Origin of the sequence: Mesorhizobium sp. L103C119B0 (assembly GCF_000502235.1) — a bacterium.
GTDB lineage: Bacteria > Pseudomonadota > Alphaproteobacteria > Rhizobiales > Rhizobiaceae > Mesorhizobium.
Genome location: NZ_AYXE01000021.1, coordinates 120,791 through 144,329, shown reverse-complemented (window position 1 = coordinate 144,329; position 23,539 = coordinate 120,791). Strand labels below are relative to the sequence as shown.

At 64.1% G+C, this 23,539-nt stretch carries 22 protein-coding genes; 9 read left to right on the top strand and 13 right to left on the bottom strand.

The window, feature by feature from the left end:
* Positions 1–39 precede the first annotated feature (39 nt).
* From lpxK to epmA, 7 genes are all read right to left on the bottom strand, one after another.
* Positions 40–1,068: a tetraacyldisaccharide 4'-kinase gene (lpxK, locus tag X728_RS140360; RefSeq protein WP_023832859.1), complete on the bottom strand. Its 1,029-nt coding sequence runs from the start codon at positions 1,066–1,068 to the stop codon at positions 40–42.
* Positions 1,069–2,385 (bottom strand): lipid IV(A) 3-deoxy-D-manno-octulosonic acid transferase, encoded by a 1,317-nt coding sequence (gene waaA / locus X728_RS140365; RefSeq protein ID WP_023689593.1) that lies wholly within the window; start codon positions 2,383–2,385, stop codon positions 1,069–1,071.
* On the bottom strand, positions 2,382–3,170 hold the full coding sequence (locus X728_RS140370) for a lysophospholipid acyltransferase family protein (RefSeq protein ID WP_023671576.1): 789 nt from the start codon (positions 3,168–3,170) through the stop codon (positions 2,382–2,384). The genes waaA and X728_RS140370 overlap by 4 nt, the downstream gene beginning before the upstream one ends.
* Before the next feature lie 5 nt (positions 3,171–3,175).
* Positions 3,176–3,421, bottom strand: a complete 246-nt coding sequence (locus tag X728_RS140375; protein WP_023671575.1) for a DUF4170 domain-containing protein — start codon at positions 3,419–3,421, stop codon at positions 3,176–3,178.
* Between the two features lie 68 nt (positions 3,422–3,489).
* Complete coding sequence (locus X728_RS140380; RefSeq protein WP_023832858.1) at positions 3,490–4,296, bottom strand: 3'(2'),5'-bisphosphate nucleotidase CysQ; 807 nt, start codon at positions 4,294–4,296, stop codon at positions 3,490–3,492.
* Positions 4,283–5,626, bottom strand: a complete 1,344-nt coding sequence (locus X728_RS140385; protein WP_023709712.1) for a TldD/PmbA family protein — start codon at positions 5,624–5,626, stop codon at positions 4,283–4,285. The genes X728_RS140380 and X728_RS140385 overlap by 14 nt, the downstream gene beginning before the upstream one ends.
* A 198-nt stretch (positions 5,627–5,824) precedes the next feature.
* Complete coding sequence (gene epmA / locus X728_RS140390; RefSeq protein ID WP_023832857.1) at positions 5,825–6,871, bottom strand: EF-P lysine aminoacylase EpmA; 1,047 nt, start codon at positions 6,869–6,871, stop codon at positions 5,825–5,827.
* 129 nt (positions 6,872–7,000) lie between these two features.
* On the opposite strand from epmA, the gene efp reads away from it, so the two are divergent.
* From efp to X728_RS140405, 3 genes are all read left to right on the top strand, one after another.
* Positions 7,001–7,570, top strand: coding sequence for an elongation factor P (gene efp, locus X728_RS140395; RefSeq protein WP_023682947.1), 570 nt, complete (start codon positions 7,001–7,003; stop codon positions 7,568–7,570).
* A gap of 71 nt (positions 7,571–7,641) precedes the next feature.
* Positions 7,642–9,102, top strand: a complete 1,461-nt coding sequence (locus X728_RS140400) for a phospholipase D-like domain-containing protein (RefSeq protein ID WP_023832856.1) — start codon at positions 7,642–7,644, stop codon at positions 9,100–9,102.
* A gap of 81 nt (positions 9,103–9,183) precedes the next feature.
* Positions 9,184–9,984 (top strand): endonuclease/exonuclease/phosphatase family protein, encoded by an 801-nt coding sequence (locus tag X728_RS140405; protein ID WP_023671569.1) that lies wholly within the window; start codon positions 9,184–9,186, stop codon positions 9,982–9,984.
* Between the two features lies 1 nt (position 9,985).
* On the opposite strand, the gene X728_RS140410 is transcribed toward X728_RS140405, so the two are convergent.
* From X728_RS140410 to X728_RS140430, 5 genes are all read right to left on the bottom strand, one after another.
* Complete coding sequence (locus X728_RS140410) at positions 9,986–11,953, bottom strand: glycoside hydrolase family 127 protein (RefSeq protein ID WP_023832855.1); 1,968 nt, start codon at positions 11,951–11,953, stop codon at positions 9,986–9,988.
* A 37-nt stretch (positions 11,954–11,990) separates the two neighbouring features.
* Positions 11,991–12,848, bottom strand: coding sequence for a carbohydrate ABC transporter permease (locus X728_RS140415; protein ID WP_023832854.1), 858 nt, complete (start codon positions 12,846–12,848; stop codon positions 11,991–11,993).
* Positions 12,848–13,768, bottom strand: coding sequence for a sugar ABC transporter permease (locus tag X728_RS140420; RefSeq protein ID WP_023832853.1), 921 nt, complete (start codon positions 13,766–13,768; stop codon positions 12,848–12,850). Before X728_RS140420 ends, X728_RS140415 begins: the two co-directional genes overlap by 1 nt.
* Before the next feature lie 121 nt (positions 13,769–13,889).
* Complete coding sequence (locus tag X728_RS140425; RefSeq protein WP_023724832.1) at positions 13,890–15,131, bottom strand: sugar ABC transporter substrate-binding protein; 1,242 nt, start codon at positions 15,129–15,131, stop codon at positions 13,890–13,892.
* Positions 15,132–15,248: 117 nt separating this feature from the next.
* Positions 15,249–16,307 carry a LacI family DNA-binding transcriptional regulator gene (locus X728_RS140430; protein WP_023832852.1) on the bottom strand — a complete coding sequence of 353 codons (1,059 nt, stop codon included), beginning with the start codon at positions 16,305–16,307 and terminating at the stop codon, positions 15,249–15,251.
* A gap of 412 nt (positions 16,308–16,719) precedes the next feature.
* Here X728_RS140430 and X728_RS140435 point away from each other — a divergent pair, with 412 nt between their 5' ends.
* Complete coding sequence (locus tag X728_RS140435; RefSeq protein WP_023832851.1) at positions 16,720–18,645, top strand: adenylate/guanylate cyclase domain-containing protein; 1,926 nt, start codon at positions 16,720–16,722, stop codon at positions 18,643–18,645.
* A 234-nt stretch (positions 18,646–18,879) separates the two neighbouring features.
* Here X728_RS140435 and X728_RS140440 read toward each other — a convergent pair whose 3' ends face one another.
* Positions 18,880–19,773 (bottom strand): LysR family transcriptional regulator, encoded by an 894-nt coding sequence (locus tag X728_RS140440; protein ID WP_023700616.1) that lies wholly within the window; start codon positions 19,771–19,773, stop codon positions 18,880–18,882.
* 148 nt (positions 19,774–19,921) lie between these two features.
* On the opposite strand from X728_RS140440, the gene X728_RS140445 reads away from it, so the two are divergent.
* From X728_RS140445 to X728_RS140465, 5 genes are read left to right on the top strand one after another with little or no spacing between them, the layout of a single operon-like run.
* On the top strand, positions 19,922–21,112 hold the full coding sequence (locus X728_RS140445) for an MFS transporter (protein ID WP_031195983.1): 1,191 nt from the start codon (positions 19,922–19,924) through the stop codon (positions 21,110–21,112).
* The gene (locus X728_RS140450) at positions 21,109–21,579 is read left to right on the top strand and encodes a cyclophilin-like fold protein (RefSeq protein ID WP_023697678.1); all 471 of its coding nucleotides are present in this window, start codon (positions 21,109–21,111) and stop codon (positions 21,577–21,579) included. The genes X728_RS140445 and X728_RS140450 overlap by 4 nt, the downstream gene beginning before the upstream one ends.
* A 19-nt stretch (positions 21,580–21,598) precedes the next feature.
* Positions 21,599–21,994 carry a cupin domain-containing protein gene (locus X728_RS140455; protein WP_023697679.1) on the top strand — a complete coding sequence of 132 codons (396 nt, stop codon included), beginning with the start codon at positions 21,599–21,601 and terminating at the stop codon, positions 21,992–21,994.
* 24 nt (positions 21,995–22,018) lie between these two features.
* Entirely contained in the window at positions 22,019–23,035 is a 1,017-nt protein-coding gene (locus X728_RS140460) for a zinc-dependent alcohol dehydrogenase family protein (protein ID WP_023682961.1), read from the top strand.
* Between the two features lie 57 nt (positions 23,036–23,092).
* Positions 23,093–23,527 (top strand): lipocalin-like domain-containing protein, encoded by a 435-nt coding sequence (locus X728_RS140465; RefSeq protein ID WP_245266214.1) that lies wholly within the window; start codon positions 23,093–23,095, stop codon positions 23,525–23,527.
* Positions 23,528–23,539: the final 12 nt, after the last annotated feature.

Genomic DNA, 23,539 nt, shown 5'->3' with positions numbered 1-23,539 from the left:
TAAGCGGCGAGAAATATCCTGTGTCAACGCGGGAGCGCCCTACCCTCGCAGCCGGCGCTGTCTCCAGGCATCCAGCGTCTCGTCGATGATGCGCTCCGGCACAGTGTCGAGTTCGAACGTGGCGTCGATCTCCAGCACGGCGAGTTCAGCGAGGAAATCGGCCGGGGCAGCGCCGTGGCGCAGCCGGGCGGCGTCCTTGGCGGTGGTGACGAGGCCCAGTCCATCGCGGCGCGCGGTTGCCGCCAGTTCCGCGAGTTCATCAGGGGCATAGAAGTGATGGTCCGGAAACGACCGGCTCAGCGCCACTTCCGCACCACTGCCGCGCAGCGTGTCGAAGAATTTTTCGGGGTGGCCGATGCCGGCAAAGGCGAGGAACCGCCGGCCGGCGAACCGCTCCTTGGCCGCGGGCTCGGCATGCGCCTCGAAGATCGGCCGGCCGGCGCGCGCCGCTTGGCGCACGACCTGGTCGGCGGCAGCGCCCTCGCCCATCTTCAACAGCCCGTCGGTGAACACCAGTTGGTCGACGATGTTGGCTCTCAGCGGACCGCCCGGAATGACCCGGCCGTTGCCGATGCCGTAACGGGCGTCGACGACGACCAGCGCATAATCGATATGGATGCGTGCGCTCTGAAAACCGTCATCCATGATCAGGAAATCGCAGCCATGGGCTTCCATGAGCAGCTTGGCGCCGGCAGCGCGGTTGGGGCTCACCGCAACCGGCGCGTGCTCGGCCAAAAGCAGCGGCTCGTCGCCGACATGCTTTGCAGCGTCGTGACTGGCATCGACGACATGCGGCTGCGCGAACGAGCCGCCATGGCCGCGCGACAGGAATCCGGGATTGAGCTGCATGCGCCGGGCCTGCTTGGCCAGCGCGATGGCGATCGGCGTCTTGCCGCTGCCGCCGACGGTGAAGTTGCCGACGCAAAGCACTGGCGCGTCGATCTTTTCACGTACCGCCCGATGCATGCGGCGGCCGGCGACGATGCCATAGACGGCTGATAGCGGCGACAGCGCAAAGACCCGCCAGTCCGGCGCTTCCCACCAGAAAGGTGGTGCTTCCGACGCCACCTATCGCCCGTCGGCGCCCTTCAGGCGCGACTTGACGATCAATGGCTGGATATAAGGCTCGAGCGACTTCAGCGTGTGCGCCAGCGCACCGCGCATCTGGTCGACTGTGGCGGCACCGGCCGCCATCATCTCATGGCGCGCAACTTCATTGCTCAGCAGGAAATTGACGGCGCCGGCCAGCATGTCGCGGTCGCGCACCAGCTTGGCGCCGCCGCTGTCGAGCAGGCGCTGATAGGCCTCGCGAAAATTTTGGACGTTGCGGCCGGCCAGCACAGCGGTGTCGAGCATGGCCGGCTCCAACGGATTCTGGCCGCCTTCCGAGGTCAGCGAGCGGCCGACAAAGGCGATTTCCGTCAGCCGGAGATAAAGCCCCATCTCGCCGATCGTATCGCCGAGCAGGATATCGCTGTCGGCGGTGATCCGGTCGCCCTTGCTGCGCCGCGCCAGCTTCAGGCCCATGCCGGAAATCTGTGCAGCCAGCGCTTCGGCGCGGTCGGGATGGCGCGGGACGATGATCGTCAGTAGGCCATGGTGGCGCTTGTAGAGCGTGGCGTGGACTTCCGCCGCGACCACCTCCTCGCCGTCATGGGTCGAAATTGCCGCCCAGGTCGGGCGGCCGGCGATCTGGCGCTTCAGCGTCGCCAGCGCCCGTTCGTCGACGGGCGGCGGCAAGGTGTCGACCTTGAGGTTGCCGGACACGGTGACCGGCCGGGCGCCAAGCGCGCGAAACCGTTCGCCGTCGACATCCGACTGGGCAACGACGTGTGCGAGGTTCTCGAACAGCGCCTCGGCGATGTTGGCGCGCTTCTTCCAGGATTTGAACGAACGGTCGGACAGCCGGCCGTTGACCAGCACCTGCGGCACGTGTCGGGCGCCGAGCTCGAGGATCGTCATCGGCCATATCTCGGATTCGGCGATGATAGCCAGGTCCGGCCGCCAGTGATCGAGAAAGCGGCTGACGGCCGGCTTCAGGTCGAGCGGAACATATTGGTGGATGATGCGGTCGCCCAGCCGTTCGTCGGCAACCTGCGCCGAGGTCACTGTTCCCGTCGTCAGCACGATGTTGACACCGTAGTCGAGGATGCTTTGCACCAGCGGCACGACCGCAAGGGTCTCGCCGACGCTTGCCGCATGGATCCAGATCACCGGCCCTTCGGGGCGCGGCCGCCCGGCAACGCCGTAGCGCTCACGGCTGCGGCTGCGGTCTTCCTTGCCCTGCGATGTGCGCCAGGCGACATAGGGACCCATCAGCGGATAGGCGGCTGCACCGGCAAGGCGGTAGGCCGCCAGGAAGGCGCGCGCCCAGCCGACGCTCATGGCCTGCCGTCCACGAGCCGATAGGCCTCGGCGGTTGCGGCATTGAGCGCGGCCGTGACTTCCTGGCGCTTGCGCTCCATTTCGGCCTCGTCGGCATTGGCCGGCACGAAAACCGGCGTTCCGATGACGATCGAGGAGCGGCCGAACGGCAGGTTGATGGTGGTCTTGTCCCAGCTCCTTTCCAGCACCTTGCGGCGGCTGGTGGCGATGGCGGCAGGCATGATCGGCCGGCCGGAAAGGCGTGCCAGCAGAACGATACCAAGCCCCGCGTCGCGCGGCGTGCCGTGGGGAATGTCGGCGATCATGGCGACGTTCTTGCCGGCCACGAGTGACTTTTTCAGGGCGATGAGCGCCTTGGCCCCGCCCTTGTCGAGATGCTTCGTGCTTTCACGCCCGCCGGAGCCGCGCACCGCCTCGATGCCGAATTTTTCGATCATCAGCGCGTTGAGTTCGGCGTCGGCGCTGCGCGAGACCATGGCGACCAGCGGCCGTCCCTTGGGATAATAGGCTGGGGTCAGCAGATGCTGGCCATGCCAGAGCGCGATGATGCCGGGTTCGAATTCGGCGTAGTCGCCGCCTGAAAATTTAGCCGAGCCTTCGACCACGCGGTTGGTCAGGCGCACCAGGCGGACGAACTGGGCGAGCAGGCTGACGATGATGCTCTTGACGATTCGCGACTGCGCCAACGGCTCGCGGATCTTGCGCCAGAACGTCTTCGAACTGCCGCCGCGTCTTCTTCGGACCGCGGCGCCGGTGGGCTGCCCTTTCACCGCTTCATGCTCCATCGCTGTCAACCGGCGGCCTTGCTTTCAGGGTCGAGCAGCCGGTGCAGATGGACGACGAAATAGCGCATATGGGCATTGTCCACGCTGGCTTGCGCCTTGGCCTTCCACGCGGTGTGCGCGGTTTGATAGTCCGGATAGACGCCAACGATGTCGAGCGCGTCGAGATCGCGGAACTCGGTGCCTCCCAGCTGCTTCAGCTCGCCGCCGAACACCAGGTGCAAAAGCTGTTTCTTTCCGTCTTCCGCGGCCATTTCGGTCCTTCACATATTGTGAGTTTGCGACAGGTCTAGCCCAAAGCTGGCGACTTTGGAACCTTCGATCACGCTTCCGTATCGGCAATGACGCCGGCAAGCACGGTCAGCAGCTGCCCGCTGCCGGCGACCAGCGCGCCGTGACGGATGATCTCCCCGGCATAAAGCGGCGCGCGGCCATGGCCGTCGAGCACGGCGCCGCCAGCCTCGCGCAAGATGAGATCGGCGGCGGCGATATCCCAGTCATGCGCGTTGGGCTTGACGAAGGTTGCGTCGAGCGTGCCGTTGGCGACCATGGCCAGCCGGTAGGCGAGCGAGGGAATGTGCGCCGCGCGCCGCACCCGGCTTTGCCATTGCGCCGGCATCAGGTCGATCAACTGCTTCAGCCCGCCGATCTCGACCGTCTTACCCAGGCCGCGCACGGCAATCGGCTTGCCGTTGCGGAAAGCTCCATGGCCAGGCAGCGCCCAATAGGTTTCGCCCTTGGCCGGACATTCGAGCACACCGGTGAGCGTGCGGCCATTCTCGACCACCGCGACGCTGACGCACCACGAGCGCAGACCTTCGAGGAAGCCGCGGGTGCCGTCTATGGGGTCGACGACAAAGGTGCGCCGCGCCAGAAGCCGCGCCGGATCGTCAGTCGTTTCCTCTGATAGCCAGCCATAGTCCGGCCGCGCCGCAAGCAGGGTCTCGCGCAAATAGGCGTCCGCCGCGTGGTCGGCTTCGCTGACCGGCGAGGTGCCGCCCTTCATCCACACTTGCGGGTTCTTGCCGAAATAGCGCATGGCGATCGCGCCCGCCTCGCGGGCGGCGTCGCGCAGCAGATCGAGGTCGTCCGAGGCCCCGGCCGATATGACCGGGTCACGCTCCGGCAAGGGTCATTCCTTCGATCAGCAGCGTCGGTGCGGCGGTGCCGAAATCGCGGTCAAGATCGCTCGCCGGCACCATGTTGAGGAACATCGTCTTCAAATTGGAGGCGATGGTCACCTCGGCCACCGGATAGGCAAGCTCACCATTGTCGATCCAGAAGCCGGATGCGCCACGGCTGTATTCGCCGGTCACCATGTCGACGCCCTGGCCGAACACTTCGGTGACATAAAAGCCGGATTTCAGCGACCTGATCAGGTCTTCCGGCGTCCTGTCGCCCGGCTCGATGGCGAGATTGGTCGAAGACGGCGATACCGACGAGCCGCTGCGCGCGCCGCGTCCGTTGGTGGTCAGCCCCAATTCCCGCGCGGCGGACGTCGACAGGAACCAGTGCTTCAGCACGCCGTTCTCGACCATCAACAGCTTTTCGCCCTCGACGCCTTCGCCGTCGAACGGGCGCGAGGCCTGGCCGCGACGCCGTAGCGGCTCGTCGGTGACGGTGATGGCAGCCGACGCAACCTGCTTGCCCATCATCTCGCGCAAGAAACTGGTCTTGCGCGCCACCGAAGCGCCGTTGATGGCGCCGGCGAGATGGCCGGCAATGCCGCGCGCGACGCGCGGATCGAACACAACGTTGACCGGACCGGTCGCCGCCTTGCGGGCGCCGAGGCGGCGCACGGCGCGCTCGCCGGCCTTGCGGCCGATCAGCTCCGGCGCGTCGAGATCGGAAAAATGCTGGTTCGAGGAGTATTCGTAGTCGCGCTCCATGCCGGTGCCTTCGCCCGCAATAACGCTGGCCGAACGCGAAAAGCGCGATGCGACATAGTGGCCGACGAAGCCGTTCGACGTGGCCAGCACCAGCCCGCCAAGACCGGCGCTGGCGCCGCTGCCGGCCGAATTGGTGACGCCCTTGACTGCAAGGGCCGCTTCCTCGGCGGCAAGGGCCGCTTCCTTCAACTGATCGGCCGAAACCTCGGTGGCGTCGAACAGATCGAGGTCGCGCACCTTGCCGACCAGCAAAGCCGGATCGGCGAGACCCTGATAGGGGTCCTCGGGCGAGACTTTGGCCATGGCCACGGCGCGTTCAGCCAGCGCCTTGGGGTCCGATGCCGCCGTCGCCGAGACGCTCGCCACCCGGTTGCCGACGAAGACGCGCAGCGAGACATCGTCGCCCTCGGACGCTTCGGTGTTCTCGACCTTTCCCAGCCGCACCGACACGCCGATCGAGCGGCCGCGCACGGCAACCGCGTCGGCGGCGTCGGCGCCGGCCCGCTTGGCAGCCTCGACCAGTGCCGCGACGCGGTCGGTCAATTTCGCTGCCTCTGATGTATCGGTCATGCGCGTGGTCCTGGCTGAAGCCGCGCCGGGCGGTAGCGGCTGCTGCACCATCTATTGTCCCAATGCGGCTTGTGCAATGGCGCACGGGCAATTGTCCCGCTGCGGCATAGCGCCCAAGCGGCCCGCAAAGCCCATCCGCGGCGGCGCCACAGACGCGCGGCTTGACCGGTTTGTGAGTTTAACCGAGGCCGATTTCCATCAAGGAGTGGCGACCGGCGTCCAGATCACGTCATCGATCCTCGTCGCGCCCGTTGCCAGCATCACCAGCCGGTCGAAGCCAAGCGCCGAGCCGCTGGCTTGCGGCATGATGGCGAGGGCGGCGAGAAAATCCTCATCCAGCGGATAGCGCTCGCCATAGACGCGCTCCTTCTCGTCCATCTCGGCGGCAAAGCGCCGGCGCTGCTCGGCCGGATCGGTCAGTTCGCCAAAAGCATTGGCGAGCTCGACGCCGCAGCAATAGAGCTCGAAGCGCTCGGCCACGCGCTGGTCCTCCGCGCTCGGCCGGGCCAAGGCGGCCTCGGAGATCGGATAGCCATAGAGGATTGTGGCCCGCCCCTGCCCCAGCATCGGTTCGACCTTTTCCACCATCACGCGGCTGAACAAATCGGCCCAGTTGTCATCGTCGGCCGTGCGCAGGCCGGCCTTGACCAGAGCATCATGGAGTGCGGCGCGGTCTGTGCCGCCATCGGCAGAAACGGTGGCAAGAAGATCGATGCCGGCGTAACGCGCAAAAGCTTCCGCCACGCTCACGCGTTCCGGCTCGGCAAACGGATCGGCCTCGCGGCCGCGAAAGCGGAAGGTTTTGGCGCCGGCCCGCTCAGCCGCGAGCTTCAGCAGTTCGGCGCAATCAGCCATCAGGCTCTCATAGGTTTCGCCGACCCGATACCATTCGAGCATGGTGAACTCCGGGTGATGCAAAGGACCGCGCTCGCGGTTGCGCCAGACGGCGCCCAGGCTGAAGATGCGCCGTTCGCCGGCGGCAAGCAGCTTCTTGCAGGCGAATTCCGGTGAGGTGTGGAGGTAAAGCGGCCGGGGCGCGCCGTCGGCGCCGATCGCCTCGGTGGCGAAGGCTGAGAGATGCGTCTCATTGCCCGGTGATATCTGCAGCGCCGCCGTCTCGACCTCGATGAAGTCGCGCTCGCCAAACCAGCCGCGCATGGCGGCAGCTATGGCGTTGCGCGCCATCAGCCGCGGCCGGCGGTCGGCGTGAACATCCGGCGTCCACCAGGGCGAAGCGCCAGTCATGGGTTTGCCGGGCAACGGAATTGCTGACAGGGCTGGCGGTTCGGGCCAAGATGCGCTACGGCGACGGCTCTCGCAGCCGATTTGCGCCGAACGATCGTTTCAGGCCAACGAAGTCTAGGATTGAAAACCGTGGTGAAGGTCATCGCCAGTTCGCTCCGTAAAGGCAATGTCGTCGACAAGGACGGCAAGCTTTACGTGATCCTCTTTGCCGAAAACATCCACCCTGGCAAGGGTACGCCGGTCACCCAGCTCGACATGCGCCGCATCTCCGACGGGGTGAAGGTTTCGGAGCGCTACCGCACCACCGAGCAGGTCGAGCGCGCCTATGTCGAGGAGCGCGAGCACACCTTCCTCTACGCCGACGCCGAGGGGTATCACTTCATGAACCCGGAAAGCTACGACCAGGTCGCGGTGCCGGAAAGCGTGGTCGGCGACATGGCGCCCTACCTGCTCGAAGGCATGGCGGTGCAGATCTCGCAGTTCAACGGCATCGCCATAGCCCTGGTGCTGCCGCAGCGCGCTACTTTCGAAGTGGTCGAGACGGAGCCGACGACCAAAGGCCAGACGGCGTCCTCGTCATACAAGCCGGCCGTGCTTTCCAACGGCGTGCGCACGCTGGTGCCGCCGCACATCGCGCCGGGTACCCGCGTGGTGGTGATGACGGCCGATGGCGCTTATGTGGAGCGGGCGAAGGACTGACGCGCGAGCGCCTCCGTCCTGGTTGATCCGTTGCATTGCCTTCTGCGGCCGCTGGCTCGATAGTCCTGCCGATGTGGCAGACCTTTGTGACCTACTGGCCTCTGATCCTTGTGATCATTCCGATGCTGATGGCCGCCATCGGCATCGTCCACGCAATCATGACCAAGGAAGACGTGCGCGCCGCCACCGGCTGGGTCGGCGTGATGATCTTGTCGCCGTTCCTTGGCGCGATCATCTATGCCATTGCCGGCATCAACCGCATCCGCCGCGCCACCATCAGCGCCATGCGGCCCGTCGCCGGTGAAGCCGAGACAGCCAAACACGACCACGACATTGCGCTCGAAGCACTCATTTCAGCCGAATTCGGCCAGCGCTTTGCCGGCCTGAAGACGCTAGGCGACAGGGTGGCGCGGCGCGCACTGACGTCGGCAAACGCGATCACGATCCTCAGGACCGGCGACGAAGCTTACGCAGCAATGTGCCGGGCGATAGACAGTGCACAGCGCAGCATTCTGCTCGAGACCTACATCTTCGACAATGACGAGATCGGACGACGTTTTGTCGGATCGCTGGCCGGAGCGGTCCGGCGCGGTGTGACGGTTCGCGTGCTGATCGATGCGGTGGGCGTGCGCTATTCCGTGCCCAGCATTCTTGGGACACTCCGGGAAGCCGGCGTCACCGTCGATCTGTTCAACGGCAACATCGTCATGGGCCTGAGACTTCCCTATGCGAATTTGAGGACGCACAGGAAAATCCTGATCGTCGACGGCGCGGTGGCATTCACCGGAGGCATGAACATCCGCAAGGGGTTCTCGGCTGAATTCGCTGGCACTGCCAGCTCGGCGGATACGCATTTCCAGGTCACGGGGCCGGTCGTGGCCGACCTGTTCGCGGTTGCCGCCGAGGACTGGCGTTTTGCCGGCAACGAGGCCCTCAAGGACGAGGTCTGGCACGTGGCAAAGCCCTCGCCGCCTCCCGGTCAGCCGATCCTGATGCGGGCGGTGGCGTCGGGGCCGGACGCCAGCATCGAAACCAACCACAAATTGCTGACGGGGGCATTTTCCGTCGCCCGCAAATCGATCCGCATCATGTCGCCCTATTTCCTGCCGGACCGGGAATTTGTCAGCGCGCTGGTCACGGCTGCCCGGCGCGGCGTCGAGATCGACATCGTCGTGCCCGCGGTCAACAATCTCTTCCTGGTCGGCCGCGCCATGACGGCGCAGTACGACCAGGTGCTGAAGCACTATTGCCGCGTCTGGCGTCATGAAGGGTCATTCGACCATTCGAAGCTGTTGTCGGTCGATGGCGTCTGGGCCTATGTCGGCTCTTCCAACCTCGACGCCCGGTCGCTGCGGCTGAATTTCGAAATCGACCTGGAGGTGCTGGATACCGGCTTTGCCGCCGAGATCGAAGGGCGCATCGGAGCGGCAATCGCTTCCGCCAAACCCGTCACACTCGCAACCTTGAAAGCGCGGCCATTTCTCATCCGGGTTTTTGACCGGTTGTTATGGCTGGGATCGCCCTATCTCTAATGCATACCGCCTCGAAGTGGTCCCGGTTGTGAGAGAACGATATGCATAGAACAAAGAATCAGGACATCGAATAGCAGGCCTATGGACATAAACGGACGCAGCCTTCCTGAAACAGTGCTCCTGTCGATCCGCGGCAGGAAAGCGCGCAAGGCGAACGCGACGCCGCGCAAGCACATTGAAGGCGCCCAGATGGTGGTCGCCTCTTACAACGTCCACAAATGCATCGGCACCGACCGCAGGTTCGACCCCGAACGCACCGCCCGCGTCATCCGCGAGATCGGCCCCGACGTCATCGCGCTGCAGGAGGCCGACAACCGCTTCGGCGATCGCGCCGGGCTGCTCGATCTTGCCCGGATCGAACACGAAACCGGGCTTGTGCCGGTGCCGGTTTCCGGAAGCGGCAAGGGCCATGGCTGGCGCGGCAATGTGCTTTTGTTCAAGCGCGGCACGGTGCGCGACGTCCATCAGATCAAGCTTCCGGGACTGGAGCCCCGCGGCGCGCTGGTTGCCGAGATCGACCTCGACGAAACGCGCACTCTGCGCGTCATCGCCGCGCATCTCGGCCTGTTGCGCCGCTCGCGTTCGGAGCAGGCCCGCGTCGTGCTCGACATCATGAGCAACCAGGATGAAAGGCCGACCTTGCTGCTCGGCGACCTCAACGAATGGCGGCTGGGCAACCGCTCGGCGCTCAAGACGCTGCACGCCACCTTTGGTTTCACGCCGGCGGCGGTGCCGACTTTTCCCTCAGGCCTGCCGGTGCTGGCGCTCGACCGGATCATGGCCAACCGGCACGGCATGGTCTCGTCGGTGGAAGCTCATGATACGCCGCTGTCGCGGGTTGCGTCGGATCATTTGCCGCTGACGGCGTTCGTCAGCCTGTAACTCATCCGTCCCGCAGCCAGACCAGCATCTCACCGGGTTCACGGTTGTCCCAGGCAAAGTACGGGACGGCGGTGATTTTCGTTTCGCTCACCGTCGGCGGATCGGTGCGATAGAGCCCGGTTTCCCAGTTTTCCTGGGCTTCCTTGCTGGCAAGTGCCGAAAGCGTGACGATGCCGCCGAGCAGGTTCGGCTCGGCATGCGCCTCGATTGTTGCCGTTCGCGGCAGAGCGATCCGATGCAACTGGCCGGCATTGTCGGTCTCCTCGACGCAATAGATCAGCGGACCGCGCGCAAGTGCGACGCGGCCGATGTCCTGACGCACCTCCGGATTGGCGAACAGACGGGCGATCGACATTTCGAGATCGAGTTCGACCCGGTCGCCCTGGCGCCACTCGCGCCGGATCGCGGCATAGCCGTCGCTGGTGATGCCGTCCAGATCGACGGCGGCGCCGTTGATCTTGAGCGCCGCCTTGCCGCACCAGGACGGGACGCGCAGGTGCAAGGTGAATTCCACCGGAGCGTCGGCTTCGATCCGGATCGAGACCGCGCCATCCCAGGGATAATTGCTGGTCTGAATCAGACTGACCGCCCGGTTCGATATGTCGAAGCGCGCGGTGCTGTCGCCGTAGAGATGAACGGCCAGCGCGTCGTCCGACAGGCTGTAGAAATAGCTGCCGATGGAGGCGACCATGCGGCCGATATTCGGCGGGCAACAGGGGCAGCGATGCCATTTCCAGCGATTGTGCCTGCCCCGGCTCTCCAGCGGGTTCTCGTAGAAGAACAGCGAGCCGTCGAGCGACAGGCCGGAGATCGAGCCGTTGTAGAGTGCCCGCTCCATCATGTCGGCGTAGCGGGCGTTGGGACCCATGCCGAGCATGCGACTGGCCCAGAACACGAGGCCGACCGAGGCACAGGTCTCGGCATAGGCGGTTTCGTTGGGCAGGTCGTAGTCGCTGGTAAAGCCCTCATTGTGCGCCGATGGCCCGAGGCCGCCGGTGACATAGAGGTTCTTGGTGGTGAGATCGTTCCACAGACGGTCGAGCGCTACCCTGAGCGTGTCGTCGCCATATTCGGTGGCGATGTCGGCCATGCCGGAATAGAGGTACATCGCCCTGACCGCATGGCCGACGACCTTGTCCTGCTCGCGCACCGGCTTGTGCGACTGGTTGTACTCATAAGTCTTGAAATGATAGGCCTTCGGGTCGGCGCCGCGCGCACGCGCCTCCTCGTCGAAATAATGCGGCTGTTGCCCGCGCTGGTCGATGAAATACCTGGCCAGGTCCATGTATTTCTGCTCGCCGGTCGCCCGCGCCAGCTTGACCAGCGCCAGCTCGATCTCCTCATGGCCGCAATAGCCCTTCTTCTTGCCCGGCTCCGGACCGAAGGTGTCGGCGATATGGTCGACGTAGCGGCACATGATATCCAGCAGCTTGCGCTTGCCGGTGGCCTGGTAGTAGGCGACCGCGCCTTCGATCAGATGGCCGGCGCAATAGAGCTCGTGGCAATCGCGCAGATTGGTCCAGCGCTTGCCGGGCTGGATGCGCTGGTACCAGCTGGAGAGATAACCGTCTTCCTGCTGCAGTCTGCCGTAGAGGTCGATGACGGCATCGATCTTCGTCTCGAGCGCCGCGTTCTTGCGCCGGTAGAGCGAATAGGCCGCGGTCTCGATGGTCTTGCCCCAATCGGAGTCCCAGAACATCTGCGTCGTCACCGTCGAGCCGGTGAAGCCGGGGCTGGCAGCCTCGTCGGGCGACGGCGAATGGAACGGAATGACGACGCCCGGCGAGGGCCGGTCCGGGTCGATCTGCTCCAGCATGCGCGCCTCGACGCAGCGCTCGTAGAGGATGTCGGCGGTGCGCGACGCCACGGCATCGACACGGTTGCCCCAGAAGCCGCGGACATCGACCTGCGGCACCGGCAGTGGGCGGAAGGCGAGTTTGCCGGGCTTGGCGGATGGTTGAACGGTCATCGTGTCACTCCGTTGGATATTGGTCATTCACGGCGGGTCATTTCACCGCGCCGGCCATCAGGCCGCGGATGTAGAAGCGCTGCAGCAACAGGAAGAGCACCAGGCACGGCACCATCATCACTGTGACGCCCGCCTGCACGGCGCCCCAGTCGATGGCGCCGAAGCGGCCCGACTGAAGTGCGGTCATCATGATCGGCAGCGTGAATTTGGACTGGTCGGTCATCAGCACCAGGGCGGCCAGGAATTCGTTCCAGGCGCCGAGGAAGGCAAACAGCGCGATGGTGACGATGCCCGGCCAGACCAGCGGCAGCATCACCTTGAGCAGCATGGTGACGTTGTTGGCGCCGTCCATGCGCGCGGCCTCCTCGATCTCGCGCGGCACCGCGTCGAAGGCGTTGCGCATCATGAAGATCGAGAACGGCAATTGCAGCGTGACGTAGACCAGGACCAGCCCGGTCAGCGTGTTGTGCAGGCCGACCTTGGTCAGCACCAGGAAGATCGGCGTCAGGATCGACTGGAACGGGATCATGATCGTCGACAGGATGACGATGAAGAGCACATCCTTCATGGGAAAGCGGAAGCGCGAAAAGCCGTAGCCGGCGAGCACGCTGACGATCACCGACAGGACCACCGTCATGGAGGCGACGTAGAGGCTGTTTTGCGCCGGCAGCCAGAGGCCGTCGCCAAAGGTGTCGAGCGTGCGGTAGTTCTCGACCGAGAAGCCTGTCGTCGGCCATGGCGGCAGCGGCGGCTGGCGCGCCTCCTGCGCCGGCTTGAAGGTCGACAGCACGGCCCAGACGATCGGCGCGATGAACAGCACTGAGGCGATCATGCCGGTCGAATGCTCGGCGATCCTGAGCCAGAGGCGGCTGCTGCGGCTTCTTGCCTGCGCCATCAGTCGATGCCCTCCGGCTTGCGCAGCAGCCACAGCTGAACCAGGCTGAGCGCCACCAATATGGCCAGCAGGATCATCGACAAAGCGGCGCCATAGCCGAGCTTGAACGAGACGAAGGACTGGTTGAAGATCCAGTAGACGGCGGTCAGCGTCTGGTTGCGCGGGCCGCCGCGCAGGATGATGTAGAACTGGTCGAAGGCGAGGATCGAGCCGGCGATCGACAGGATCAGCGCCAGCGCCAGCGTGCGGCGCATCAGCGGCAGGGTGATGGCGCGAAAGCGCGCGAACGGCCCTGCCCCGTCGATCATCGCGGCTTCCTGCAGATCGGTCGGGATCGACTGCAGGCCGGTCATCAGGATGATCATGGTGAAGCCCGCCACCTTCCAGACGACCATGGCGATGATCGACCAGAAGGCCGGCTGGAAGGTCGCCAGCAGGTTGAACTTCTTCGCGGTCAGGCCGAGGTCGTAGGCGGCAGGGCTGAACAGGCCGGAATCGACATTGAGCAGCCACGACCACAGCAGGCTGGCCGAGGCGAAGCCGACGACCGCCGGCATGAAGAAGGATGTCCGGTAAAAGCCGGTCAGCCGCCTGGGCTTTTCGATGAACAGCGCCAGCGGAAAGGCGACGGCGAAGATCACGATGGTGACGATCACGGTGTAGTAGGCGGTGAAGCTCAGCGCGTTCCAAAAACGGTTGTCGCGCAGGATCGCCCGGTAATTGTCGAAACCGATGTAAAAATGCTCGCCCATCAGCGGCCAGTTGTGCAGCGACATCCAGGCGGTCATGCCGAGCGGAATGATGAAGAACACGACGACCAGCGCCACGGCCGGCGCGACATAGAGCAGGCCGATCCACTGCCGGCGGCCGGCGCCGACGAGTTTTCTGGCGCGTGGCGGGGTGGTGGTGATGGCGGTCATTTACCCTCCCCACAAGTGGGAGGGTAAGGAGCGCCGGCCGCCCGTCCAGGGAGACGATCGGGCGGCCGGATCAGGACCTGCGACGGCAGGGGCGTCATGCGCCCTCGCCGCCGGCCAGTCCTTATTTCTGCGCCTGGTCGATGATCGACTGCATGGTCTCTTGTGCATTGGCGATGGCGCCATCGACGTCGTCGCCGAAGACGACCTCGTTGATCATCTGCGTCCACGGACCGTTGGCCGAGTTGATCAAATCGTTGAACACCACGGAATAGGGCGTGCGGCCCTTGGCCATGGCTTCGGCGGCGATCTGGTAGCGCGGATCGAGATCCTTCAGCGCCTCCTTGGCGATGTCGCCGCGCACCGGCAGGCTGCCGTATTTGGCCAGGATGGTCTGGCCTTCTAGCGAATAGGCGAAGTCGAGAAACTCCTTCACCACGGCGAGCTTCTTGGTGCCCTTGGTGACGACGAAATTGTCGCCGCCGGCAAACGAAGACCAGCCGCTGTCCTTGCCCGGCAGGAAGGTGACGCCATAGTCGATATCCGGATACTGGGTGTTGAGCGCGCCGATGGCGAAGGCGCCGGACGGCGAAATGCCGATATTGCCGGTGGCGAAGGCGGCAAAGAAGTTGGCGCCGGTGTCGGTCTGCGCGCCGGCCGGCACCAGATCCTTCTTGACCATCGAGCGGTAGAGGTCGATGGCGCCGCGCAGCTGCGGGCTGTCCAGCGTCGCCTTCGAGCCGTCCTCGGAGAGGATGTCGCCGCCCGAGGCCCAGATCAGCGGCGTGAAGGTGAAGATATTGCAGCCGCCGCAATTGCCGGAGAAATAAAAGCCCTTGATGTCGCCGCCGAGCGCGTTGACCTTTTCGGCATCGGCCTCGATCTCGGCCCAGTTGGCCGGCCCCTTGTCCGGATCGAGCCCCGCCTGCTTGAACAATTTCTTGTTCCAGATCAGCACCGAGGCGTCGGCCGAGAACGGCAGCCCATAAATGTGGTCCTTGTAGGTGCCGGTCTTGACGTGCGCCGGCGACAGGCTGGCGAAATAGGGCAGCGACTTCGCCCAGTCGGTAATGTCTTCGAGCTGGCCGGCGGCGGCAAAGGACGGCGTGTAGATCAGGTCGAGCGACAGCGCGTCGGGCGCCGTGCCGCCGGCGGCGGCGGCGCCATATTTCGGGATGATCTCGGCATTGGGAATGATGTCCAGCTTGACCTGGTTCTCATGGCCCTTGTTGAAGGCATCGACGATGCGGGGCATGAAGTTCGAGCCGTCGGCGCGAACCCAGATGTTGGCGGTGTCGGCGGCAAAAGCTGTTGCCAGCGTGCCCAGAATGCTCGCAAAGGCGAGCCCGGCGATCATGGTCTTCATGGTTCTCCTCCTCATGGTTCAGTTCTCCTCCCTGTAACCGCGCTCCCCGCGCGGCCTTTGCTTGATGCATGTCGTTGTCCCAAACCGCTGCGCACTTTTGGGCGACAGGCATTGGTCTCAGCCGCCCGGCGGACGGCCGCATGACTGACGCACCACCAGCCGGCACGGCAGTTTTCGAATGCCCGGCGCGGCGGGTTGGCCGCCGACGAGCGAAAGCAGTGTGAGGCCGGCCTCGCGGCCGAGCGCCGCCAGGTTCATGTCGACCGAGGTCAGCGGCGGGCGGGTTGCCTCGGCCACGATCTCCCAATTGTCGAAGCCGATGACGCCGACGTCGCCAGGCACGCCTAAGCCGCGCTCGCGCAGCGCATCGATGACGCCGCGCGCGATCTGGTCGTTGCCGCAGAACACGGCGTCGGGTTTCTCTCCCTTCTTGTTGAAGAGCGTTGGGCCGTCGAACAGCTTTCCGACGGCTTCATGCCCCCAGGCTTCCGACCACGAACCGAGCAAGGGCTCGCTCACAGGCAGGCCGTGGGCGGCCAGCACATCGCGAAAAGCCTGTGCCCGCTCATTCACCACGGCAAAACTGGCGGGACCGCTGACATGGGCGATGCGCCGACGCCCGAGCCGGCAAAAATGCTCGACCGCCAGCCGCGCCCCGCCGGCATCGTCGGAGACGAAGGCGACGGCATCGGGATCGGGCTGGCTGAAGGCGTAGATCACTGGCACGCCGAGATTGGCGAGGTCGACCGGCAAATGGCGGTCGATGCGCTTGCCGCTGGCGATGATGCCGTCGATGCGCTTGTCCAGCATCGCTTCGACATGCAGTTGCGCCAGCCGCGGATCGTCCTCGACATTGCACATGAACACCGACACGCCGGCATCGACCAGCGCATCCGAAATGCCCGACATGACCGGCAGCGAAAAGCGGCCATAGGTATCGTTGGTCAACAGCCCGACGGTAAAGGAGCGGCGCCGCAGCAGGCTCTGCGCCAGGCTGTTGGGGCGAAAGCCGAGCCGCTGCGCCGTTTCGCGAATGCGCTGCCGCGTCTCGGCCGTCATCCGCCCCTGCCCGTTCAGCGCCTTCGACGCCGTGGCCACACTGACACCAGCCATCGCCGCGACTTCACGCAGGGTGATGGGTTGTTTGGCGGGTGGTGGCGAAGCGTCGGAGGGCATTGGTCGGGAATAAGTCTCGGATTGGGGAAAAGGTTTTCTCTTACGGCTCGTTACCTGTCGAGGTGGACATCGGCGGTTGCGGCGGGGTTTGGGAAAAGGTTTTCTCAGAGGGAGATTAGGATGAGAATTTGGGTATGGCAAGTGGGTGTGGGGAGTGGAGACGCGCGATCGACGAGGTTCTTCTTCATGACCGCGTCGCGCAGAAGGGTGATTGTTGAGCAGATATTCTGATGTCGCCTTTTGGGGCCGGAAGCGGACTTGCGGCTTGGAGGCTTGGAATGTGAGAAGCGGACGTTCAGGCGCCGCCATGCATCGACGCCCTCTGACCCATCTCGGAAGTCGGCCGGATAGACTCCAGGCCAGATGACCAATACAATCCCAGATGCCGGGTTTCTGAAAGTATTCAACCCACATGGCCGAGATTCGAGCCCAACGCCGCCTTGCCGCGATTCTAGCTGCTGATGTCGTTGGCTTTTCGCGCCTCATGGAGCACGACGAGGCTGGCACACTGGCCGCTCTCAAAGCGCGGCGGCGCGATGTTCTGGTTCCATTGGTTGCCCAGTACCACGGCCGCGTGGTCAAGGTGATGGGCGACGGTGTGCTGGTGGAATTTGGCAGTGCGGTTGATGCCGTCCAATGCGCCGTCGAACTGCAGAAGGGTTTTACCGGGGCCAACGAGAGCGTGGCCGAGGCCTACCGCATCGTCCTGCGTATCGGCATCAATCTGGGCGACGTCATCGTAGAGGGCAGCGATCTCTATGGCGACGGTGTCAACGTAGCAGCCCGGCTGGAGGGTCTGGCTGAGCCCGGGGGCATCTACGTCTCCGCCACCGTGCACGATCATGTCACCGGTAAGCTGACATTGGCGTTCGACGATCTCGGCGAGCACGCGCTCAAGAATATCGCAAAGCCGGTGCAGGTTTACCGCGCCGGAACAGGCGGGACCGGCAAACACGCGGTGCAACCGGTGCATCAACTCCCGGATAAACCATCGATCGCGGTTCTGCCCTTTGTCAACATGAGCGGCGATCCTGAGCAGGAGTACTTTTCCGACGGCATCACCGAGGACATTATCACCGACCTTTCGAAGGTGTCCGGGCTCTCCGTGGTCGCGCGTAATACCGTCTTTACCTTCAAGGGCAAGGCGGTATTAATCGAGGAAGTGGCGAAGAAGCTGAATGTTGCCTACGTCCTGGAGGGAAGCGTACGCAAGGCTGGAGGACGGGTGCGCATCACGGCTCAGCTAATCAATGGTCTTGGCGGTGACCATACCTGGGCCGAGCGATATGACCGGACGCTGGACGATATCTTCAAACTGCAGGACGAGATTTCCAAGACCATAGTCGATGTCCTCAAAGTGAAGCTGTTGCCCGAAGAACTGGAGACTATTACAAACCGCTCGACCGACAACCCAGAGGCTTACGAGACGCTGTTGATGGGCAGGTCGTTCCTCAACAGGGGAGTCGAGACGAAGTTTATCAAAACAGCGCAGCGACTGTTTGCTAGAGCTGTTGAAATTGACCCAAATTATGCGCGCGCTTATGCCGCTTTGGCTGATTGTGAGTGGCTTCTGTTAACTTGCAACGATCCCGACGCCAGCTTCGAGGCAGTCCTTTCCAACAGCTCACGGGCGCTGGAACTTGAGCCAGGTCTCGCCGACGCCCATGCATCACGTGGCGGGGCCTTGTTCGTAAATGGCCGGTATGCCGAGGCGGAAGTCGAGTTCGAGCGAGCTTTAGAATTAGACGCTAGCTCTTCCGATACCTATTTCGCTTACGGCCGGAATTGTTTCATTCAAGGTCAATACGAGAAAGCTGCCGGTCTGTACCAGCGTGCTGTATCGTTGTCACCCGATGACTATCGGGTCTGGACCAATCTAGGGATGGTCAATGTTTCACTCGGCCGCAGCGACGACGCCAAGGAAGCAGCAAGGCAAGGTGTGCTGCGAGTGGAAAAGGAAGTCAAAGCGCATCCCGACAATGCCACCGCGCTATGTTACGGTGCCGCAATGCTGGCAGAAATTGGCGAGATTGAACGCGCGCTGTCGTGGGCCTCTCGTGGGGAAATGTTCGCCGGAGACAACATTCCGGTTCAGTACAACTTAGGCTGTTTTTATGCGAAGCTGGGCAAGACGGAGCAGGCTATCGATTGCCTTGAACGTCAGCTAACTGCATCACATGCTTACCTCGTTTTGCGCGTGCCTTGGATGCGTCAAGATAGCGACCTCGACTCGCTCCGCGCTCATCCCCGTTATATCGCGCTTGTCAATCGGATGGTGGCCCAAATAACCGCGACTGGGGCTCGAATATCAGCAGGCCACGAGGGAGTGAAGCATTGACCCTGAATATGATGCCCAGAAAATGAGTTGGTTGAGGGCAGGTCCGTTCCAGGCGCAACTACGCCCTCAAGCGCGGTCGCCGGTAATGTCCGCCGTCAGGTGGTGGCACAAGTCAACTTTAACGGCCGACATGGGGCGCAAAGCAGCCTTCCGCAGCGTCGAAGTCGAAGAGCCTTGGAGGGCAGAACCCGCCATTTACCAAGCTCAGCTACATGATCCAAACAGTCCCTGCGGTCAGATGCGATGGCGGAGCGCGTCGATGATCACCGCCATCGCAGGGGAGAGCTGTCGCCTGCTCGGATAGTAGAGGTGATAGCCGGCAAATGGCGGACTCCAGTCGTCAAGCACGAGCCTGAGGCGTCCCTCGGCGATGTGGTGGCTGACGAGGTTTTCCGGGACATAGGCGATCCCGAAACCGCTTGTCGCAGCCTCGATCATGGGAATGGACGAGTTGAAGGTGAGTTGGCCTTCCACCCGCACACGAAGGTCGCGGCCATCCCTGGCGAATTCCCAGGCGTACAGTCCGCCGAACGTCGCCTGCCGCATATTGATGCAGTCGTGATCGACCAGGTCCTGGGGCGCGGTCGGAACCGGATGGCGGGAAAAGTAGTCCGGCGAAGCCACGGCCACGAGCCTCCAATCCGGCCCGATGCGCACCGCGATCATATCCCGGTCGATGCTCTCGCCAAGCCGCACGCCTGCGTCGAAGCGCTCCTCCACAATGTTCTTCATGCCGTTGTCGCTGTAGAGCTCGACGCGCACGTCGGGATTGTCGTTGAGCAAGGGCTGGAGCTTCGGCCAGACGGTCGTCTGGAGCGCATGGTCGGACAGGGTGATGCGGACCGTTCCGGAGGGCTTGTCGCGAAAGGCCACCAGGCTTGCAAGGTCGGATTCAATTTCCTCGAAGCGGGGAACGAGAGATTGGAAAAGTCGCTCGCCGGCCTCGGTCGGAGAGACGCTCCGCGTCGTACGCGTCAGCAGGCGGACGCCAAGACGAGCTTCGAGCTCCTTGATTGTCGAACTCAGGGTCGACTGCGAGGTTCCGAGCTTTGCCGCCGCCCTGGTGAAACTGCGCTCCCGGGCGACCGCCACGAACCAGAGCAGATCCTTCATGCCATCGCGCTGCATAGGGCACCTCCCATCGGACATTCATATCATGAGCAGATAAGTCCATGCGGATTGCTTAGTCTACTTAAATGGGTTCCCCTGCAATATCTTCTGGCAGCGATGGGGATTGGCGGCTGATCCGTCCGGTCGCTTTGCCAGGATGCCAATCATGGAAACCACATACGACACAAGGCTTGTTGAAAACCGCGCCGCATGGGGCGCGGTGTTGTCGATGGCGCTGTGTGTTTTCGTGCTCATCGCATCGGAATTCATGCCGGTCAGCCTGCTGTCGCCCCTAGCGGCCGATCTCGGCATCACCGAGGGCCGCGCGGGACAGGCGATCTCGATTTCGGGCGCTTTCGCCGTCGTGACCAGCCTGCTGGTCGCCGGCCTCACGCGCCACATCGACCGCCGACTGGTCGTGACCGGCTTCACCCTCCTCCTCATCGTGTCCGGTCTGGCTGTCACCTTCGCCCCGAACTACGCGTTGCTCATGGTCGGCCGGGCGCTGCTCGGCATCGCGATCGGCGGGTTCTGGTCGATGTCGACCGCGATCGTCATGCGCCTCGTGCCGCAAGACATGGTTCCGAAGGGTCTCGCCATGCTGAACGCCGGCAATGCCATTGCGGCCACCATCGCGGCGCCGCTGGGCAGTTTCCTTGGCGCCTATCTCGGCTGGCGCGGCGCTTTCTTCCTCGTCGTGCCGTTTGGCCTCCTGGCGCTGGCCTGGCAGTGGACAAGCCTGCCGGCGCTGCCGCCGCGCCGGCGGAAGCGTGCCGGCAATCCGCTGGCGCTGCTCGGCCGTCTTCCCGTCGCCACCGGCATGGCGTCGATCATGATGCTGTTCATGGGTCAGTTCGCGCTCTTCACCTATCTGCGGCCCTTCCTCGAGAACGTCACCCGGCTCGACATCGCCGCCCTCTCGGCGGTCCTGCTGGCGATGGGGCTGGCCGGGGTGCTCGGCACATGGTGCGTCGGCCGGCTTTTGCGCACGCGTCTGTTCAGCATCCTCATCGTCATCCCGCTGGTCATGGCTGCGCTGGCCGCCGCGCTCATCGCCCTCGGTGCACTCCCGGGTCCCACAGCGCTGCTGCTCGTTGCCTGGGGCTTCTTCGGCATGGCCGCGCCGGTTGGTTGGGGCACGTGGCTCAGCCGAACGTTGCCGAACGACGCGGAGGCCGGCGGCGGGTTGCAGGTAGCCGTCATCCAGCTCGCCATCACCGGGGGCGCCGCGATCGGCGGCACGCTCTTCGATACGGTCGGCTGGTGGGGACCGTTCACTCTGGGCGCGGTGCTGCTCTGCGGATCGGCGCTCGCCGCCCTTGCCGCAGCGCATATGGCCCGGAGGTCTTTGCCATGACGATCGAACATGCGCCGCTCAGCCGCCGGACATTGCTCGGCGTCGCGCTCGCGGCGGCGGCACTGCCTCGCACAGCCGCCAGCCAGGAAGGCCAATCTCCCGTCAGCCAGGAGCCCACCGACATGAAGATCAGGATGGTTTTCAACGGCCGCACCATGACCGCCACGCTCTACGACAATCCCTCGGCGCGCGACTTCTTCTCCATGCTGCCGCTCGACCTCGAGATCGAGGATTACGCCCATAACGAGAAGATCGCCTATCTGCCGCGCAAGCTGACCGAGGAGGGAAGCGGTCCGTTCGCCGACGAGCAGCCCTACGACCTGTGCTATTTCATGCCCTGGGGCAACCTGGCCATGTTCTACGCCGACTACCGCCATCCCGGGCTTATCAGGCTTGGCCGCTTCGACGAGGGCGAGCAGGCCCTGCACATTCGCGGCAAATTCCCGCTTCGCATCGAGCGCATTTGAGGACGCAAAGGAGATCACCATGGACATTCTTCGCGCCGGCACCAGGCCTTCCGGCAAGGGACCGCCTGACTGGTTCACCGGAACGGTGCGGATCGATCCGCTCTTCAATCCCTTCGACGCCGAGCGGGTTCAAGGCGCACAGGTGACCTTCGAGCCCGGCGCCCGCACCGCCTGGCACACGCATCCGCTCGGCCAGACGCTGATCGTCGTCTCCGGCCTCGGCCGAGTTCAGCGCGAGGGTGGCCCGGTCGAGGAAATCCGTCCGGGCGACGTCGTCTGGTTCGCGCCCGGCGAAAAGCACTGGCACGGCGCGTCACCTCGGACCGCCATGACCCACATTGCCCTCCAGGAGGTCAAGGACGGCAAGGTCGTGGACTGGCTGGAACATGTCAGCGACGCCGACTACGGCGCCTGATCTCTCCCCTCGAAAGGAACCAACATGCTTGCAACCGTTCTTCACAAACCGGGCGACATCCGCTGCGAGGAAATCGCCGATCCGAAAATCATGCGGCCGACGGACGCCATCATCAAGCTGTCGGCAAGCTGCATCTGCGGCTCGGACCTGTGGCCCTATCGCGGGCTGCAGCCGGTCGCGGGGCCGATGCATATGGGCCACGAATATTGCGGCATCGTCGTCGAGGTCGGCGCAGAGGTGCGCACGGTCCGCCCCGGCCAGTTCGTCGTCGGGTCATTCTGCCTCTCGGACAATACCTGCCCGCATTGCCGCTTCGGCTTCCAGTCGTCTTGCGTGCAGCGCGAGTTCATGTCGGGCGCGCAGGCGCCTTACGCTCGCGTACCCTTGGCCGATGGCACACTGGTCGCCACCGCCGAGGTGCCGCCGGCCGACCTCATCCCTGACCTGCTGGCGGTGTCCGATGTGCTCGGCACCGGCTGGTATGCGGCCGACGCAGCCGAGGTCCGCGAAGGATCGACGGTGGTGGTGGTCGGCGACGGTGCGGTCGGCCTGATGGGCGTGCTTGCGGCCAAGGAGATGGGCGCCGAGCGCATCATCGCCATGAGCCGGCACGCCAGCCGCCAAAAGCTCGCCCGCGAGTTCGGCGCCACCGACATCGTCGCTGAGCGCGGCGAGGAAGGCGTGGCCCTCATCAAGGAACTCACCAAGGGCGTCGGCGCGGACTCCGTGCTGGAATGCGTCGGCACGGGAGAATCCTTCGACCAGGCGCTGGCCTGCTCCCGCCCCGGCGGCACCATCGGCTATGTCGGCGTGCCGCACGGCGTGAACTTCGACGGCCAAAAACTATTCTTCGGCCAGAAACGCATGCTGGGCGGCCCGGCGCCGGTGCGCCGCTTCCTGCCCGACCTGATGGACCGTGTGCTGCAAGGTCGGATCATGCCCGGCAAGGTCTTCGACCTCAAGCTGCCGTTGGCCGAGGTCGCTGAAGGCTATCGCGCCATGGACGAGCGTCGCGCCATCAAGGTCATGCTTTCGGTGTGAGCAAGATCGGGCGGACGGCCTGTGCGCACCCACAACTCAGAAAAGGAACAACGACATATGACTATGAGATTAAAGATTGCCGCCCTTGCGCTTGCCCTTTCGGTCGCCACGCCGGCTCTCTCGCAAGAATCCGCGATCATCGGCGCATGGCGCATGATTTCGCTCGAGGCCGGCGCCGAGGGAAACCTGAAGCCCGTGTCCTATTCCGGCCAGGTCATCTTCACCGAGGCCGGCACCCTCTCGGTGCAGGCGCAGAACCCCGATCCCAAGGCGCCGGACACGCCTTACACGGCGAATGGCTACGAAGCCTATTACGGGCCGGTCGCCATCAACGACCAGGACAAGACCTTCGTCATCACCATCGAGTCCTCCCTGGTCCGCAACCTTGTCGGCAAGAGCATGAAACGCAAATTCGAGGTCTCGGACAACAAACTCGTCCTCACGCCTGACAACCCGGCCGAAGGCTGGCGCGTAACCTACGAACGCTACTGATCCGAACAGTTG

Bases quoted from the DNA above. Each gene is read 5' to 3' on its own strand.
- X728_RS140375 (WP_023671575.1), bottom strand. From the start codon at position 3,421: ATGGCCGCGGAAGACGGAAAGAAACAGCTTTTGCACCTGGTGTTCGGC.
- X728_RS140445 (WP_031195983.1), top strand. From the start codon at position 19,922: ATGGAAACCACATACGACACAAGGCTTGTTGAAAACCGCGCCGCATGG.
- X728_RS140400 (WP_023832856.1), top strand. From the start codon at position 7,642: ATGTGGCAGACCTTTGTGACCTACTGGCCTCTGATCCTTGTGATCATT.
- X728_RS140415 (WP_023832854.1), bottom strand. From the start codon at position 12,848: ATGGCGCAGGCAAGAAGCCGCAGCAGCCGCCTCTGGCTCAGGATCGCC.
- X728_RS140455 (WP_023697679.1), top strand. From the start codon at position 21,599: ATGGACATTCTTCGCGCCGGCACCAGGCCTTCCGGCAAGGGACCGCCT.
- X728_RS140405 (WP_023671569.1), top strand. From the start codon at position 9,184: ATGGACATAAACGGACGCAGCCTTCCTGAAACAGTGCTCCTGTCGATC.
- X728_RS140450 (WP_023697678.1), top strand. From the start codon at position 21,109: ATGACGATCGAACATGCGCCGCTCAGCCGCCGGACATTGCTCGGCGTC.
- epmA (WP_023832857.1), bottom strand. From the start codon at position 6,871: ATGACTGGCGCTTCGCCCTGGTGGACGCCGGATGTTCACGCCGACCGC.
- X728_RS140435 (WP_023832851.1), top strand. From the start codon at position 16,720: ATGGCCGAGATTCGAGCCCAACGCCGCCTTGCCGCGATTCTAGCTGCT.
- X728_RS140410 (WP_023832855.1), bottom strand. From the start codon at position 11,953: ATGACCGTTCAACCATCCGCCAAGCCCGGCAAACTCGCCTTCCGCCCA.
- X728_RS140440 (WP_023700616.1), bottom strand. From the start codon at position 19,773: ATGCAGCGCGATGGCATGAAGGATCTGCTCTGGTTCGTGGCGGTCGCC.
- X728_RS140460 (WP_023682961.1), top strand. From the start codon at position 22,019: ATGCTTGCAACCGTTCTTCACAAACCGGGCGACATCCGCTGCGAGGAA.
- X728_RS140425 (WP_023724832.1), bottom strand. From the start codon at position 15,131: ATGAAGACCATGATCGCCGGGCTCGCCTTTGCGAGCATTCTGGGCACG.
- X728_RS140370 (WP_023671576.1), bottom strand. From the start codon at position 3,170: ATGGAGCATGAAGCGGTGAAAGGGCAGCCCACCGGCGCCGCGGTCCGA.
- X728_RS140420 (WP_023832853.1), bottom strand. From the start codon at position 13,768: ATGACCGCCATCACCACCACCCCGCCACGCGCCAGAAAACTCGTCGGC.
- waaA (WP_023689593.1), bottom strand. From the start codon at position 2,385: ATGAGCGTCGGCTGGGCGCGCGCCTTCCTGGCGGCCTACCGCCTTGCC.
- X728_RS140430 (WP_023832852.1), bottom strand. From the start codon at position 16,307: ATGCCCTCCGACGCTTCGCCACCACCCGCCAAACAACCCATCACCCTG.
- X728_RS140465 (WP_245266214.1), top strand. From the start codon at position 23,093: ATGACTATGAGATTAAAGATTGCCGCCCTTGCGCTTGCCCTTTCGGTC.
- X728_RS140385 (WP_023709712.1), bottom strand. From the start codon at position 5,626: ATGACCGATACATCAGAGGCAGCGAAATTGACCGACCGCGTCGCGGCA.